Origin of the sequence: Bartonella sp. Raccoon60 (genome assembly GCF_002022585.1) — a bacterium.
Lineage (GTDB): Bacteria > Pseudomonadota > Alphaproteobacteria > Rhizobiales > Rhizobiaceae > Bartonella > Bartonella rochalimae.
On sequence record NZ_CP019786.1, the window covers coordinates 428,470 to 442,465 of the forward strand.

The following is a 13,996-nucleotide window of genomic DNA, read 5'->3' on the forward strand; positions in this document are numbered from 1 at the left end:
TTACGTCATGCTTTTTACCTTGTTACTGTGAAATGTTTATAAAGCGCATTAAGAACAACATACAGTGAACCGATAAGATGTGGCAATGTTTGATCTTCTACAACAAGATGTTGTAATGCTGCATAAAAATTATGCTGTCGATAAAGGCATTGTGTTTCTTGTACTATCTCTTGCATAGCTTGATAATAATTGGTTGCTTTTTGTACCCATTTTTCTCTTGCTCCGTCATCAGAAGTTACAGGTCTTTCATCATAAACAGCATTAGGCAATCCTTTTGCACAGAGGTAATTGTTTCTCACTTCAAGATACTTTTGTGCAGCATCATATTGCTCTTGATTGAGTTTGCCTTTCAAACAAAGCCGACCAACATAAGTACTGGAAAGTGGATTTTTTGCTTCTTCTATGGTCAAGGCAAAGCGTTTGGCACGCATTTCAATTGCCAATTTACCATGGGTTCACGGAGTTTTTTGGTTCTTGAGATACGTCCATTTGGTTCTCTTAGACGTCTCTTAAGTCTTGGGCGTCCACGTTTTGCACGTTTCTTTCTCTTTGTCATATTTTATCAATCAAAATGGCATGTTATCCTTAAGATCTGTACTATAATCAGCAGCTCTTGAAGCGGCGGCATAACTTTGAGAAGTGATAGATGAAGGGGTAGGAGATGCAGGTTGATTTTTCTTTGCATCAAGTAAATACAACTCACCTCTGTATTGAGGTAAAACAATTTCTGTTGTGGAATGATCTTGTCCATTTTTATCTTGCCATTTACGCGTCTGAAGCTGTCCTTCAAGATAAACTTTACTTCCTTTCTTGAGATACTGAAGAGCAATTTTTGCTAAATGTGGATTAAAAATCACCACAGAATGCCACTCTGTTTTTTCTATTTTTTGATGGGTTATTTTGTCCGTATAGCTCTGCGAAGTGGCCATACGAAAATTCACAATCTCCGAACCAGAAGGCATCATTTTTCCTTCTGGATTAGCACCAAGGTACCCAATTAATGTCACTTTATTCAGCATGTTTGTAGCCTTATTTGATTTGCGTTTTAATTATAACAAACTTTAGCATAAGTTAAATATTTTTCAATTTTTTCAATTTATTAAATACTATTTTAAAAGTATTAAATTATATTCAATATATAAAAAACATAGGGAGTTCAGTAGTCATTTAAAACTCTTGATATACATACATAAATGTATTAACATGAGATATGAAAATAAGATTTGAATGGGATGAAACTAAAGCAAAAAGTAATCTTAGAAAGCATCGTGTAAGTTTTGAAATAGCTGCACGTGTTTTTGCAGATCCATTTGCCATGGTTAAACAAGACCGTATTGAAAACGGAGAATATCGTTGGCAAACTTTAGGCCTTGTGGACGGCTTTTTACTATTGCTCGTAGCGCATACTGTTTATAACGATAATGATGGCATAGAAGTCATCCGTATCATTTCAGTGCGGCGAGCAAACTTAAAAGAGAGGAAACGTTATGAAGAAGAAAGTTCATTATGAAATTGATTTAGGTAACTTATCACCTTTGACAGACAAACAGAAAGCTGAAATTAATAAACTGGCTGCAATGCCGGACAGTGCAATTGATCATAGTGATATTCCATTACTAGATGATGCATTCTGGAAAAACACCGTTCGTAATCCATTCTATAAACCAACGAAAACTGTCACAACTGTACGTGTGGATTCAGATGTGCTAGCATGGCTTAAAAGCCAAGGGAAAGGATATCAAACGCGGATTAATGCTATTTTACGTGATGCCATGCTTCGTTCAATGCGATAAATAATCCATAAATCTTATGATGTACAATCCTCCACATCCTGGTGGCATTTTAAAAGAAGAATTGCTTGATACATTAGGATTAACAATAACAGAAGCAGCAAATCATCTCGGCGTTGCACGTTTAACTTTATCCCGTGTCCTAAATGGTCATGCAGCCATCAGCATTAACCTTGCTTTACGATTAGAAAAGGCTGCTTTAAATGATGCCGAATTTTGGCTTAAATTACAACAAAAGCATGATCTTTGGCAAGCACGGCATAACAATCCACTCCCTAATATTTTATCCTTAGAGCAAACAGGACATCTTTAGTATTAGAAATTCTATAATAAATTAATAATTTTTTGAACAGAGTCAGCAACAGCACCTGTTCCTTCAGTAGCATTACGAATTTTCAGAAAGATTTCTTTCCAGTTTTTGCCGAAACGCTTAGCCTGATTTATTACAATCTTCTCCAAAATAGGTTCAAACCCTCTCAGTACTATCAAATTTCTTTTGAAATACTTTTCTTTTTGGGGGATTTCTCAAATTCTTGCTGAAGAGCTTTTTCTATCTCTTTCTCCATTTTTTTCAACATAGGTTCATCATCTCGGTCGTCCATCACCATTTGCACTGAATGTTTTTTGATATTTTTGTTCACCTCTTCTATGAGAGGCTCAACATTCAGAATATTCCTTGGCACATTTCCACCATAGACCCAGGCCTTTACCTGCGCTTTGGTACTGAAATCCGCATTTTCTGGTATGGTGTAATACTGGCCACCATCAAACTTTTCACACTCTCTTGTGCCATCTTCATATTCGTAAAGATTGTAAAAATATTCCGCTGCTCCGTCCCCCCAAGGCACATGACCAACTGCCGTTGCTACAAACTTCTTTTGCATCGGTTGTTGACGGTTTGTTAAGAACAACTGTTTTAAATTTGAAATTTGCATCTTTTTTCCTAATTTTTGCATCATGCTCTGTTTGGCTCAAATTTAACCACACAGTGCTATTCGTGTTTATCATGTGGAATTTCAAAAAACTATCAAATCTCTCTCTATGATGCCTTTCTGTCGATTTAAACACATAGCCAATCACAAAATGATCACCACTTCTCACTATTTTGCTGTTTATCCTTCAATCCCTTTTAAAACCTCTTCAAGCTCTTTTTGAAGATTTGCTATGCGTTCTGATGATATCGGAGGCTTGTGATAACTTGCCTTTATCTCAGGCTTTTCAAGATTCTTTAGAAGGCAATTAGCTTGCAAGCGAATGCTCTTTTCAAGATTTTCGCAATAACGATAAAAATCTGCTGTTGAGGGCATAAAGGTCGTGTTTAAGCCCTCTGCTTTGCCTTTCAAAGCGTTCTTTGTTGCTGTTTGCAATACCCAACTGCTTATGCCTTCAAGGGTGTAAAGATACGCAAGCGCTGTTGCTTTTTCGTCTGTTTGTAATTGGCTTTTGAGACCATTGGATAGCACAAGATACGTTGTTTGAATTTCCTCTTCAGTGGCTTTTTTCTCAAGCTTTTTCAATGCGTCATGGACTAATGAAGTAATTCTCTCCGCTTCTGCAATCAATGGTTTTTGCCCCGTTTTCCAAAGGAATGGTGGTTCGGTTGTCATCCTCGAATAAAAATTTGTACACACTGTCTGAATTTTTGATATCGGACATGTACTGTGCAATTCGATAAGTTTTGCTACGCTGTTCTCCTGTGTGATATCCGTTGCATTTCCCATAGTTTTTTCCTTTTTCTAAATCGTCAATTGCTTTTCGCACCCAATTACGCCACGTCGCTTTCCAATCAGTTTTGCATGCATCCTTGCCTGCTTTAGCTTTCCAAAAATCTCGAAATTTTGCTTTCTCGATGTTCACACGCTCTGGAGGCAAGCCTTCTGCAATGGCAAACTCGTAATCAGGCTCAAAATCCTCAGGCAATCGACAGCCTCGATCACTTCTCGACCGTTTTGCTTTTGGGGAAACGTTCTCTTGCTCGTGAATGGGAGGTTGGTTTTCAGATATCGTTTCGATTTGCTCTGATACGGTCTCAACAGCAGCAACCTCTGTTGGCTCATCAACCAAATCGATAGGTTCTAAACTTTCAGAACAAATTTCTTTTTTTGCTAATACGATAGTATTAGTTTTTTTATTATATATGTTTATGTTATTGTTATTGTTAATGGCATCATTAAGCATTGCTTGAGCATTGCTAAAATCATTACAAGCATCATGCTTAGCATCTTTAAGCATATCGTTAGCATCATGCTTAGCATTTTTAGCATCTTGATCATCACTGATTGTTTTTACTTTATGATGTTTTGCCCATTTTGCTTGCGCTGCTTTCTGCGCTCTCTCTGAAAATTTATTTAAAGTTTCATCTGAATTGTTTAATTCTTCTTCAACATCTGAAATCCACAAACGACCATTTTCTAAGCAAATGATATGTCCAGATCTAAATAAATAATCTAATGCCTTTTCAAATCTTTTTGCTGAACAACACGTAAAATGAGATAATATTTGTGTGTCGTTTACAAGAGACTCTCTAGTGCGCAACATTTGCAATCGCAACCGCATATAAACATTGCCTTCAATTGCAGGTAAACAAGCAAGATCAAGAAGCCACTTGTCTGCAAAAAGTCTCGTCCAAGGTAATTTACTGGACATATACATCCCCTTCTTTCTTTAAATATAAAATTGCCAAAGCATCGGCTTCATTATCATCACAAGGCATATGCCCTTTGGAACACATTGCCTCTATCATCTCTTCTTTCGAAGCATTTCCTTTTCCTGTTGTTGCTTTCTTTATCGTACCAACAGGAATGCCTTTATACGGGATCTGATGATGTTCACACCACGCCGTTAATGTTGCTAAAAAGCCGCCATAAACATGGGCAGCATCCGTCCCTATATGACGTCTCACCTCTTCAAAATACACCGCGTCAATTCCATCAACGGACCGATTTATCTCCATAAGCCACTGCTTAAAACGCAGATAACGCATCCCTCCACCTTCAAAGCGGCGTGATGGGAAATGTTCTGTATCACTTATTATATGACCATCTGCACCGCAGAGCGCCCAACCAGTCTTGGTGCCTAAATCAAGGCATAAAATGTTTCGTGCGTTAGTGATCATAATCCCCCCTTAAGGCTTTACGTATTTATATGTGTGCTATGACAGAGCGTGTTGTAATTGCTTGTCTTGTAAAAATGTTTTTGAAAAAGTAGCCTCCCAACGATTCTAAAAAAGTGGGGAGGGGAAAGATGCAAGAATGGGTAGTTGATGAGATTATATTCTTATTGCACTGGATAAACGATAGTGCTGTATTTTTGCTGCACTGGATAAATAATAATCTTACGATTGCTCCTATCATTGCTACGATAGTTACTGGAATGGTGACGCTTTTTGTGCAACAACGAAGCTTAAAAAAACAACTTAAAATCTTCCAACGACAAACTATAGCATCAGAAACCCAGACAGCTATTCTATTAGAAGATAAAAAAGCGCGGGATTTGGGACCATATTTGGAATTGAAGGCAGTATTCTTCCCACAAAAATATGAAGGCACTTCACGCGTTAGGGTGAGATTGGGCATTAAAAATCTTACTAAAGAAGATATAATGATAAGGAATATACGCATATCGAAAAAAAGTCCCTTTAAGTTTGTTAAAAATGCTTGCCCTTTCGTTAGATGGCCATCTAAAACTTCAGGTGAACACCTCGTCATTAAAAGAACAACTCCAAAACTCATTGCTTTATGTCCCCAAAATATAAAATCAAATGCTTCATCAGAGTATACTTTGAACTTTTTTATTATACGTGCTAAATGCTACACTTTTTTAGATTTCATAATTAGCTGCCGTAAGCCTAATTCCCGTAACATTGCAAATTTTACACTTGACCACACTTCGATTGTTAACCCAGAGGAAACATTCACCGTTCATTTTTGGGCCTCATATCCACGCTCAAAAGATACATATGATGAACTTGGCTCTGAATATTCCTTTTTGGCTGATAATCCTCATTTGTGGTTTTTTTTGATGCCAAAATTAAAAGCATTCTCCTGCGAAAGCAAAATCCAGCAATCCAGGTTCTTCTTTTTTGTTAATTAAGAAAATGATTTCATTATTTAATTTATCAATTAGCTCCATTTGTGAAGCCAACTTTAATCTTTGTTCATACAGTGTCTTATTTTTTTGCTTAATTAAAGTGGATAGGTTTTCAAGTACTATTTGCTGTTGTTCAATTGACTTATCTCGCTCTGCAAGGGTTGCTTCATGCCATCTCATCCAACTATCAAATTTTGACTTATGCCATTCTTCTTGTTTTGCAAGAATTTTTGTATGAGTTGTATGTCGTTTCATAAGATTTTCTATGCTGCGTTCACGATTTGGTATCCACTTAAATTCTTCCATCCTTCTATCTCCATCCTCGATTTTCGTATGACAACCTATTAATCTACAAATCCGTGTGTTGAATTTCTTCAATATTCTGTTTCTCATGATTTTTCTTCTTTAAGAGTGTGAATGTTGCTGTTGATTCTCGTTGTTATTTCTGCAATCAGAAAAATCATCGCAAAATGAAAAGGAAGGGGATGAGCTTTCTTGAATTAATGCTTGTAATCGTTCAGGATAAAAAAAATCATCCGGACGTAGATCAATATTATTTTTACGAGCATAATGGAGTAATTGTATTTGATAAGTTGCGGGAAATAGTCCATTAGAACCGCCTCTTTTTTTAGGATAAGTAATGCGATAAACTGCTCCCTTGCATTTGTGTAAAATGCGTGCAACCTTACTAGCTCCTCCCAAATATTGTATAATAGTATATGCAGGTTCTTGTCTCATAACAACAATATTTCATAAATCATGAATTTTATCAAGAGAAAATTTCAGAATTTATGACATTGATTTTTCATTCAATCTAAAAGAGTTTTATTTTATGGAACGTGAACAATTAAGATTATGGCTTAATGAGCAATTAGCTAAAAAGGGGCATGGCAGCAAAAAAATGCTAGCTGAGCATTTAGGAATATTGCCTTCTACCCTTACTAGCATATTAAGTAACTCAGGCGCAAACCGCTCAATAAAAGCAGATGAATTAATAAAAATTATTAATTTTATTGGTGAAATACCACCTTTTTTAATTGAGGAATCTGGTCAATTTATTCGCCTTTTTTATCAAGCAAAGCCTGAAGTTCAGCAAGCTGTTTTAACGATTCTTCAGAATTCTGGCCAATTAGACAAAAAATAATAGCAGCTATCACCTTTTTATCCCCACATTTCCAAAGTTTTTCTAGCGTTTCTTTATCCACTATTAGCCTCCATATGCAGATATTTCATTTTTTATGAAATTTATAATTAACATTTTTCATTTAATATGAAATATGAATATTCCATAAACTAAAAATACACAACAGCCGTGAGGCATTAGAGGGGGCAAATAATGAAAAAGCTGATTTTTATTAATTCAGATGAAATTCTTTTAGCAATGTGTAGTAATGAAAGTGAAAACACTGCACAGTCTGGACCTTTTTATGATGAAACAGAAGTATTGAACTTTTTATCTGGCATCGATGATGTGGAAAGAATTATTCGCATCGAGCTCTCAACAAATCGATGGGAAGATATTTCTGAAGAAATTGCTAAAGAATATTTAGATCAAAACAGCTGGTTGCTTGATGAAGAAAGCGATGTTCCTCCTTTTGTAGAATACAGTAATGCCTATGAAATCTTTAAAAAAGATTTAGAAGATCAAAAAATTGATGATGAGATTTATGGCACTTATGAAGAGCAACACCGTCTCAGACTCTCTGATGTGATTTAAAATTATTAAAAGCGCTGAGGTTTAAGCACTTCCTTTTAATATTCTCCTATCAAATCAATATGAGGTTCATAATGTATAATCTTATGAAATCAGAAAGCAATTTTAATAACAAAGCAGTTCAAACGATGTCAAGCCGCGAGATTGCTGAATTATGTAGTAAGCAACATGCACATATTATGCGTGATATTCGACAAATGTTAGGAGAGCTATACCCTGAAGGGGGTCAATCCAAATTTGGATCCACCTATTTGGACAAACAAGGTAAGTATCAAAACTGTTATAATCTTCCCAAGCGTGAATGTTTAATTCTTGTTTCAGGTTATAGCATGACATTGCGTGCTAGGATTATAGATCGTTGGCAAGAACTGGAAAAACAAGTGGCAGTCCCACAGATTGATTACTCCAGTCCGCAAGTAATGCTTGGAGTGTTAACCCATTTAAAAGATGAAAATGAACGAAAAGATACTCTTATTGCTGAACTAACACCGAAGGCAATGGCTCTTGAAAGCTTACAGCGCCATGATGGGCTTTTTGGTCTTACTGAAACTGCTAAAATATTAGAAAAGCAGCCAAAAGCTTTGATCAGCTATTTAATCCAATACAATTGGATTTACCGTCGGGCTCCTGGTGCTCCTTTACTCCCTTATCAAGATAAAATCAAAAGAGGCCTTATGGATTGTCCTACCATAATTATACAAAAATCTGATGGAACTGAAAAAGTTATTCCTTCTGCAAAAGTCACCACAAAAGGAATGGGCATTTTATCTCAAGAATTACAAAAACAAATTGTGCATTAAACATTAAAAGTCAGAAGATAATTCACTTTAAGACATACCTGTTTCATACCACGGGTAGAGTGCATGCAAATGAAGGATTCCTCCCATGACACATTCTCCTTTAGCCGTTATTTCGCAAAAATATGGCTTCTCAGAACAAGAGTTTCGTAAAACCATTATTAAAACCTGTATTAGCCATAACTTCTCTGATGAAGAGTTTGCTGCTTTTATTTCCGTCGCTAATACTTATGGATTGAACCCACTCACAAAAGAGATTTACGCTCTTCCTAAAAGAGGGGGAGGCATCATCCCTGTTGTCTCTATTGATGGATGGATTAAGATCATCAAATCAAATCCTCAATTTGATGGAATGACCTTTCAAGATCAACTCAATAAGGATGGCCAGCTGATAGCTATCAAATGTGCTATTCGTTTGAAAGAAATTAAAGATCCTATTGAGGTCACTGAATATCTTAACGAATGTAAACAAAAAACTGATCCGTGGCAAAAGTATCCTGCACGCATGTTGCGTCATAAAGCAGTTATCCAATGTGCCCGTTATGCTTTTGGATTTTCTGGTATTTATGACGAAGATGAAGCGGAACGGATTAATCAAAGCTCTCATTCACAAAGGCAGCTTGTATCCGAGGAAATGATCATGGAAATCCAAGGCCTCATGCATGAAACACAAACAGACGAAACAAAAGTTTTGAGCTTTGCAAATGTCAGAAATATAACAGATCTTTCTCTTCAAGAAGGGCAAGTTGTTTTGCAGCTCTTACAGAAAAAAAGAGAAAAACAAACCCCTCAAGAACAACAGCCAGTTGACATTGTCTATGACTATGATGACATCTACAGTCAAGACCGTGTTCATCCCCCAGAGCAAATGGTGGTGTAAAATGAAGCAAAGAACTGCAGAATGGTTTCAAGCACGTTTAGGGAAGGTCACCTCTTCAAATATTTACAACGTCCTTAGTCGAACCACTAAAAACTTGCCCACAAGCAAATATGAAGACTACAAAATCAAACTCATGACAGAACGTTTAGTCAATGAAATAAGCCAATCTTATACAACAGCAGCGATGCAATCTTATACAACAGCAGCGATGCAATGGGGCATTGAACATGAAGAGAATGCATTAAAAGAATATGCCTTCATTTATGATACAGAGGTTACTCAATGTGGTTTCATTCAACATCCTACACTCCCAATGGCCGGAGCAAGTCCTGATGGGCTCATTGGTGAGGACGGGTTAGTTGAGATTAAGTGTCCTCAGTCTGTAAACCACCTTCGTTTCTGGATGACAGAAACAATCAAACCAGAATATTTAGCACAAATGCACTTTCAAATGGCTTGTACAGGACGTCAGTGGTGTGATTTTGTGAGTTATGATCCCCGGTTTTCAGGACAATCCGCTCACTTACGTCTTAAGGTTCAGCGCATTCATCACAATGATGAGCAGATTGAATTCATCAATCAAGCGGTTGAAACCTTTTTAGAAGAAATCGAACAGGACATAAAACAGATTACAGCTCAAGCTGCTTAAAGTTATGGGGACGCTTCCACCATCACCCCCTAGCGTCCCCGCCCATTATAATTATTCTCAACATATTGATGATAAGGAAAATTTCAAATGAATGAAGAAAAATTAACTGCTTCAATAGAAAAAATAAGTTTATTCGAACAAGCTTTACTGTCAATGCGCTTGCAACGACTTGTTAATATACAAGATCTCTCAATTTATCTCGGAATGTCAATGACCTACATTAGAGAACTTGTGAAAATTGGAGCTTTTCCTAAGCCTATACAAGAAGGACGTTATTTAAAATGGGATATTATTGAAATTGATCGTTATATTGAAGCCAAAAAAACTGAAAGAGATTCAGTATAATTGTCCTAAAAGATGAGGAGGAGATCAAAATGCTAAAAAGGTACCTCAAAAAGTAACAATGATTCGCATTTTAGCATCATCGTGGTGCCGTCTGGTAGCGTTATAATGGAGTTGCAAAAGGTGGTTCAAAAGGTGGTTCAATTTTTTATGATTTTTAATAAACCATTGAAAAATATGGAGAAATTCAGATGTGCTGGTGCGGACGGCGGGACTTGAACCCGCAAGGCCTTAGGCCAGCAGATTTTAAGTCTGCTATGTTTACCGATTTCATCACGTCCGCGGACAATTTCTCATAAGCTATATCTTCTATTGAATCAAGGATTAATAATAAAAGCTGAGATATTCGACTTTTAATAGAATTCTTGACAGAAAACTTATAACTTTTATGACAGAAAATCTGTAGGATGTTCGTGATAAAAGAGAACAATTTGTGCTATGAGTGAACTTGTTTATAATATAACTAAAGCTATGATATTTTACATAATTTTTTGAAAATGTTGTTTCAGTAAAATGATTTTTTTAGTCAAGAATATGATGCAGATGTTTATTGAAAATATAAAGATTTAATAATTAAACTCCGGTCATATAAAATTGTGGTACTTTTTGATTTTGATAATTCTTGATAGATCGCAAACAATAGTTTGATGCTAAGCTGGTTTATAATAAAACTCTAATGAGAAAAACAAACTAGATTTGATGATTTTATCTGTATGAAAAAGTGGTCTGATTAGTGATGTAAATAATTTATTTTTTAATATGGCTGGTAAGCAGAGTTTTTTTTTATTAGATTATGGAAGTTGATTTCTTTATTTAAGTAGTGAAAAGCATATAAAATTAGAAAATATAATATATTTGTAGATGAGACTATTATAGCTGAAACGAGCATAATTAGATTGTGGGATATTAGAACGGTTTTTACGTATTCTGTTATTATAACTCCTAAAAATTGAATTTTTTTGACGATGATTGAAATGTTGAATTTTGAAGGTATTGTTTTTGAAATAGTTATTGTTGATTGATGCTCTCAAAAGTCTTTTTTTATAAAGAGAAAAATTTTTTTAATTGTTTCTAATGGTAATGATTTTAAATATTTTCTAGGTATTAAAGAACGATTTCACATTTTCAGGGGTAGAGCAATATTTTATTTTAGTTTTTGGTGACCTTTTATAAAGGACATAGTTTTGGGCTCGAATTGTTATTTTGATGATGAGACTATACATTTTTGGTATCTCAGAAATGAGTTATAAATTTTTATATTATTTTTATTTTTGTTTTAAAACAAATTAGTTTCAGTGACTTATAAAGATAAATTAAAGAATTTTATTAGAAATGTTGCGATATTGCAGACGGTTATAGAGTTGCTTGGTTTTGTCATTTGAAGTTTTTTTAAACGAAGGAATATAGAAAATGAAGTCCATTTTTTGTTTTATGCTGAGTGTATCTTTATTATTAGCTATTGGGACATATAATGTAGCGGCTGAGCTAACAATAGTGCAAAAAAATGCGCTTTCAAATTTAGTTGTTGATATTAATAAAGCCATGAAAAATAAAAATTTTTCTATTGTTGCTGCTCATATGTCTGATAGGCTTTATAGGGAAATAGCACGCCGGCTAAATGCAACAGAGGATAGTTTACGTAATAATTTTCTTGAGCAACTTCATATGCAGTTCGCAAATTTGTCTACTGATGCTTACCATTTAGATGAAAAAGAAATAGACTATCAGCAAATTAATAATGATATTTTTTATGCTTTGATTCCAACTGTTATTGAGACAAAGGATCGTATCATAAAATATAAAACCTTAGCGATTTTTGATAATGGTAAATGGTTTTTAGTTTATGGGGGACAGAAGACTATACAAAATACAGTTTTTTTGGAGATTTATCCTGATTTTAAGGGAATAAATATGCCAAAGGAAACAGTAATAGAAAAATAAATAATTTTGCAAGGTAATTGCTTTTTATGTTAATTCAGTAATATTGCCTATTAAGGTGTTTGCGCTGGTGAATTAGGTTTTTACACAAAAAGGTTTTATACATCTTATTTTGGGTTAATATGCCCATGTATGGTGTTTGATGGCTTATTTTTATTTCAAGCATTAGTCCACAAAATTAAAATTATGACTCTATTGTATGGTTTCAGAAATACTACAATTTAGCTTGTAATTTATTGATAATTATAGAGTTAGGGAAAATTTTATTTTGAGTGTAAGTGAAGAAAATGTTTTTACAGAACTAGGTTTGTCCTCTATTTTAGTTAAAAACCTATTTAGTGCTGGTATGAATAAACCTAAGTTTATTCAAGAGAAAGCTATCCCAGTAATGTTAAAAGGGCATGATATTTTAGGGATTGCACAAACTGGTTCTGGAAAAACATTGGCATTCAGTTTACCTATTTTGAACCGGATTTTAACTTTAGGTGATAAGCGTTATCCTAAAACTGCGCGAGCCTTAATTTTGGTTCCTACGCGTGAGCTTGCTATTCAGATTGAGGAAGCAATTAGTGCTGTTGCAAAAGGAACTCATCTTTCAACATGTTTGATTGTAGGGGGAATGTCACGCTTGATACAAATTAGACGGATGGCAAAGGGTGTTGATATTTTGATCGCAACACCTGGACGTTTAATGGATCTTATCCGTAGTAAATATGTTGATCTTTCTCAGTCTCGTTTTTTTATTCTAGATGAGGCTGATCGTATGTTAGATATGGGTTTCATTAGTGATGTGCGACAAATTGCAAACTTTTTGCATGAGAAATGTCAAACGGCACTTTTTTCTGCGACAATGTCAAAAGAAGTTAATGTGCTTGCAGATAATTTACTTAGGAAACCGGTAAAAATAGAAGTTGTTTCTCAAGGAACCACTGCTGCGGAGATTACTCAAGTACTGTATTGTGTTTCTACAAGTGAAAAAAAGAGTATTTTGAGTAAACTTTTGACAAATCCTGCTTTGACTTCAGTTATTGTATTTATACGTACTAAGCACGGAGCTGATTCTGTTGCGCGTAGTTTAGCAAAAACAGGATATTCTGTTGCTACAATTCATGGAAATAAATCACAAAATGCTCGGCAGTGTGCGTTAAAAAATTTTCGTGAAGGACTGGTAAGAGTTCTGGTTGCGACTGATATTGCTGCACGTGGTATTGATATACCTGGAATCAGCCATGTTATTAATTATGATTTGCCAGATAACGCTGAAAGCTATGTGCATCGCATTGGTCGTACGGGACGTAATGGTGCATCTGGTGATGCTATTACACTTTTTGATGAGAAAATAGAACAGGTACGTTTGTGTGCTATAGAGCGTCTGATTCGTATGAAATTAAAACGAAAAGAGATTCCTCTGCAGTTTGCGTCATTGCCTGAAAAACTGTCTGAACCGAAAATTTACAAGCGAGAAGGTAGTAAAAAACATCGCTTAAAAGGATTTAAAGGTTGGAAAAAATCTTGAATGGAATCGATAAAATTGCACAATCAAAAAGTAAAAAATCTGATTAAAATAAAAAAACACAAAATATATGGAATTATTGCGTTTTCAAAGTTAGATAAATAGTAGAACTTTACAAAGAATTACTAAAATTTATTTTTATACATTGTTGGATATAAAACTATTATTATTTAGATGTAGTAAGCAAGATGAATACGTTACTATAGGTATATTAATGTGAAATCAGCTTATTTTATAATGTTGTAGGGATATTTAAGCTTTATTTGTGCTTATTGTTAATGATG

At 35.0% G+C, this 13,996-nt stretch carries 20 protein-coding genes, 1 tRNA gene and 1 pseudogene; 12 read left to right on the forward strand and 10 right to left on the reverse strand.

Annotated elements, in window-relative coordinates; translation table 11 throughout:
* Window positions 1-14: 14 nt before the first annotated feature.
* Window positions 15-556, reverse strand: a pseudogene (locus Bra60_RS01790) (hypothetical protein).
* Between the two features lie 10 nt (window positions 557-566).
* Window positions 567-1,019 (reverse strand): single-stranded DNA-binding protein, encoded by a 453-nt coding sequence (gene ssb / locus Bra60_RS01795; RefSeq protein WP_078688430.1) that lies wholly within the window; start codon window positions 1,017-1,019, stop codon window positions 567-569.
* Between the two features lie 191 nt (window positions 1,020-1,210).
* Between ssb and Bra60_RS01800 the strand changes: the two genes are divergently transcribed.
* From Bra60_RS01800 to Bra60_RS01810, 3 genes are read left to right on the forward strand one after another with little or no spacing between them, the layout of a single operon-like run.
* Window positions 1,211-1,510: a BrnT family toxin gene (locus Bra60_RS01800; RefSeq protein WP_078688431.1), complete on the forward strand. Its 300-nt coding sequence runs from the start codon at window positions 1,211-1,213 to the stop codon at window positions 1,508-1,510.
* Window positions 1,488-1,793, forward strand: a complete 306-nt coding sequence (locus Bra60_RS01805) for a BrnA antitoxin family protein (protein ID WP_078688432.1) — start codon at window positions 1,488-1,490, stop codon at window positions 1,791-1,793. The genes Bra60_RS01800 and Bra60_RS01805 overlap by 23 nt, the downstream gene beginning before the upstream one ends.
* A gap of 16 nt (window positions 1,794-1,809) precedes the next feature.
* Complete coding sequence (locus tag Bra60_RS01810) at window positions 1,810-2,103, forward strand: HigA family addiction module antitoxin (RefSeq protein WP_078688433.1); 294 nt, start codon at window positions 1,810-1,812, stop codon at window positions 2,101-2,103.
* An 11-nt stretch (window positions 2,104-2,114) separates the two neighbouring features.
* Here the strand turns inward: Bra60_RS01810 and Bra60_RS07675 are convergent, their stop codons facing one another.
* The 5 genes from Bra60_RS07675 to Bra60_RS01830 form a co-directional block, all read right to left on the reverse strand.
* Entirely contained in the window at window positions 2,115-2,249 is a 135-nt protein-coding gene (locus Bra60_RS07675) for a hypothetical protein (RefSeq protein WP_257787866.1), read from the reverse strand.
* A gap of 26 nt (window positions 2,250-2,275) precedes the next feature.
* Window positions 2,276-2,749 (reverse strand): hypothetical protein, encoded by a 474-nt coding sequence (locus Bra60_RS01815; RefSeq protein ID WP_371326057.1) that lies wholly within the window; start codon window positions 2,747-2,749, stop codon window positions 2,276-2,278.
* A gap of 153 nt (window positions 2,750-2,902) precedes the next feature.
* Window positions 2,903-3,352 carry a hypothetical protein gene (locus Bra60_RS01820; protein ID WP_194284829.1) on the reverse strand — a complete coding sequence of 150 codons (450 nt, stop codon included), beginning with the start codon at window positions 3,350-3,352 and terminating at the stop codon, window positions 2,903-2,905.
* The gene (locus Bra60_RS01825) at window positions 3,312-4,436 is read right to left on the reverse strand and encodes a DUF1376 domain-containing protein (RefSeq protein WP_078698027.1); all 1,125 of its coding nucleotides are present in this window, start codon (window positions 4,434-4,436) and stop codon (window positions 3,312-3,314) included. Before Bra60_RS01825 ends, Bra60_RS01820 begins: the two co-directional genes overlap by 41 nt.
* Window positions 4,426-4,905, reverse strand: a complete 480-nt coding sequence (locus Bra60_RS01830) for a crossover junction endodeoxyribonuclease RuvC (RefSeq protein ID WP_078698028.1) — start codon at window positions 4,903-4,905, stop codon at window positions 4,426-4,428. The genes Bra60_RS01825 and Bra60_RS01830 overlap by 11 nt, the downstream gene beginning before the upstream one ends.
* 128 nt (window positions 4,906-5,033) lie before the next feature.
* On the opposite strand from Bra60_RS01830, the gene Bra60_RS01835 reads away from it, so the two are divergent.
* Window positions 5,034-5,882 (forward strand): hypothetical protein, encoded by an 849-nt coding sequence (locus tag Bra60_RS01835; RefSeq protein ID WP_236823960.1) that lies wholly within the window; start codon window positions 5,034-5,036, stop codon window positions 5,880-5,882.
* Here the strand turns inward: Bra60_RS01835 and Bra60_RS01840 are convergent.
* Together Bra60_RS01840 and Bra60_RS01845 are read right to left on the reverse strand one after the other, a co-directional pair.
* Window positions 5,820-6,185 (reverse strand): hypothetical protein, encoded by a 366-nt coding sequence (locus Bra60_RS01840; RefSeq protein ID WP_078689032.1) that lies wholly within the window; start codon window positions 6,183-6,185, stop codon window positions 5,820-5,822. The two genes, Bra60_RS01835 and Bra60_RS01840, sit on opposite strands and share 63 nt — an antisense overlap.
* Window positions 6,186-6,284: 99 nt before the next feature.
* Window positions 6,285-6,617, reverse strand: a complete 333-nt coding sequence (locus tag Bra60_RS01845) for a hypothetical protein (RefSeq protein ID WP_078688435.1) — start codon at window positions 6,615-6,617, stop codon at window positions 6,285-6,287.
* A gap of 94 nt (window positions 6,618-6,711) precedes the next feature.
* Here Bra60_RS01845 and Bra60_RS01850 point away from each other — a divergent pair, with 94 nt between their 5' ends.
* From Bra60_RS01850 to Bra60_RS01875, 6 genes are all read left to right on the forward strand, one after another.
* Complete coding sequence (locus tag Bra60_RS01850) at window positions 6,712-7,023, forward strand: transcriptional regulator (RefSeq protein WP_078688436.1); 312 nt, start codon at window positions 6,712-6,714, stop codon at window positions 7,021-7,023.
* 192 nt (window positions 7,024-7,215) lie between these two features.
* Window positions 7,216-7,596 (forward strand): hypothetical protein, encoded by a 381-nt coding sequence (locus Bra60_RS01855; protein WP_078688437.1) that lies wholly within the window; start codon window positions 7,216-7,218, stop codon window positions 7,594-7,596.
* A 71-nt stretch (window positions 7,597-7,667) separates the two neighbouring features.
* A complete protein-coding gene (locus tag Bra60_RS01860) occupies window positions 7,668-8,393 on the forward strand; it encodes a phage regulatory protein/antirepressor Ant (protein ID WP_078698029.1) in 726 nt (241 codons plus the stop codon).
* A gap of 85 nt (window positions 8,394-8,478) precedes the next feature.
* On the forward strand, window positions 8,479-9,270 hold the full coding sequence (gene bet, locus Bra60_RS01865) for a phage recombination protein Bet (RefSeq protein ID WP_078698030.1): 792 nt from the start codon (window positions 8,479-8,481) through the stop codon (window positions 9,268-9,270).
* A 1-nt stretch (window position 9,271) separates the two neighbouring features.
* Window positions 9,272-9,919 carry a lambda exonuclease family protein gene (locus Bra60_RS01870; RefSeq protein WP_078698031.1) on the forward strand — a complete coding sequence of 216 codons (648 nt, stop codon included), beginning with the start codon at window positions 9,272-9,274 and terminating at the stop codon, window positions 9,917-9,919.
* 87 nt (window positions 9,920-10,006) lie between these two features.
* Window positions 10,007-10,264, forward strand: coding sequence for a helix-turn-helix transcriptional regulator (locus tag Bra60_RS01875; RefSeq protein ID WP_078680061.1), 258 nt, complete (start codon window positions 10,007-10,009; stop codon window positions 10,262-10,264).
* Window positions 10,265-10,458: 194 nt separating this feature from the next.
* Here the strand turns inward: Bra60_RS01875 and Bra60_RS01880 are convergent.
* Window positions 10,459-10,544: transfer RNA gene (locus tag Bra60_RS01880), tRNA-Leu, on the reverse strand.
* A gap of 1,127 nt (window positions 10,545-11,671) precedes the next feature.
* On the opposite strand from Bra60_RS01880, the gene Bra60_RS01885 reads away from it, so the two are divergent.
* On the forward strand, window positions 11,672-12,202 hold the full coding sequence (locus Bra60_RS01885) for a hypothetical protein (RefSeq protein ID WP_078673654.1): 531 nt from the start codon (window positions 11,672-11,674) through the stop codon (window positions 12,200-12,202).
* Window positions 12,203-12,467: 265 nt separating this feature from the next.
* Complete coding sequence (locus Bra60_RS01890) at window positions 12,468-13,715, forward strand: DEAD/DEAH box helicase (RefSeq protein WP_078698032.1); 1,248 nt, start codon at window positions 12,468-12,470, stop codon at window positions 13,713-13,715.
* The last annotated feature ends 281 nt before the right edge of the window (window positions 13,716-13,996 follow it).

Excerpts from the sequence above, each read along its gene's own strand:
- ssb (WP_078688430.1), bottom strand. The coding sequence starts at position 1,019 with ATGCTGAATAAAGTGACATTAATTGGGTACCTTGGTGCTAATCCAGAA.
- Bra60_RS01840 (WP_078689032.1), bottom strand. The coding sequence starts at position 6,185 with ATGGAAGAATTTAAGTGGATACCAAATCGTGAACGCAGCATAGAAAAT.
- Bra60_RS01810 (WP_078688433.1), top strand. The coding sequence starts at position 1,810 with ATGATGTACAATCCTCCACATCCTGGTGGCATTTTAAAAGAAGAATTG.
- Bra60_RS01815 (WP_371326057.1), bottom strand. The coding sequence starts at position 2,749 with ATGATGCAAAAATTAGGAAAAAAGATGCAAATTTCAAATTTAAAACAG.
- Bra60_RS01885 (WP_078673654.1), top strand. The coding sequence starts at position 11,672 with ATGAAGTCCATTTTTTGTTTTATGCTGAGTGTATCTTTATTATTAGCT.
- Bra60_RS01835 (WP_236823960.1), top strand. The coding sequence starts at position 5,034 with ATGCAAGAATGGGTAGTTGATGAGATTATATTCTTATTGCACTGGATA.
- Bra60_RS01875 (WP_078680061.1), top strand. The coding sequence starts at position 10,007 with ATGAATGAAGAAAAATTAACTGCTTCAATAGAAAAAATAAGTTTATTC.
- Bra60_RS01860 (WP_078698029.1), top strand. The coding sequence starts at position 7,668 with ATGTATAATCTTATGAAATCAGAAAGCAATTTTAATAACAAAGCAGTT.
- Bra60_RS01825 (WP_078698027.1), bottom strand. The coding sequence starts at position 4,436 with ATGTCCAGTAAATTACCTTGGACGAGACTTTTTGCAGACAAGTGGCTT.
- Bra60_RS01805 (WP_078688432.1), top strand. The coding sequence starts at position 1,488 with ATGAAGAAGAAAGTTCATTATGAAATTGATTTAGGTAACTTATCACCT.
- Bra60_RS01870 (WP_078698031.1), top strand. The coding sequence starts at position 9,272 with ATGAAGCAAAGAACTGCAGAATGGTTTCAAGCACGTTTAGGGAAGGTC.
- Bra60_RS01845 (WP_078688435.1), bottom strand. The coding sequence starts at position 6,617 with ATGAGACAAGAACCTGCATATACTATTATACAATATTTGGGAGGAGCT.
- Bra60_RS01850 (WP_078688436.1), top strand. The coding sequence starts at position 6,712 with ATGGAACGTGAACAATTAAGATTATGGCTTAATGAGCAATTAGCTAAA.
- bet (WP_078698030.1), top strand. The coding sequence starts at position 8,479 with ATGACACATTCTCCTTTAGCCGTTATTTCGCAAAAATATGGCTTCTCA.
- Bra60_RS01830 (WP_078698028.1), bottom strand. The coding sequence starts at position 4,905 with ATGATCACTAACGCACGAAACATTTTATGCCTTGATTTAGGCACCAAG.
- Bra60_RS01855 (WP_078688437.1), top strand. The coding sequence starts at position 7,216 with ATGAAAAAGCTGATTTTTATTAATTCAGATGAAATTCTTTTAGCAATG.
- Bra60_RS01800 (WP_078688431.1), top strand. The coding sequence starts at position 1,211 with ATGAAAATAAGATTTGAATGGGATGAAACTAAAGCAAAAAGTAATCTT.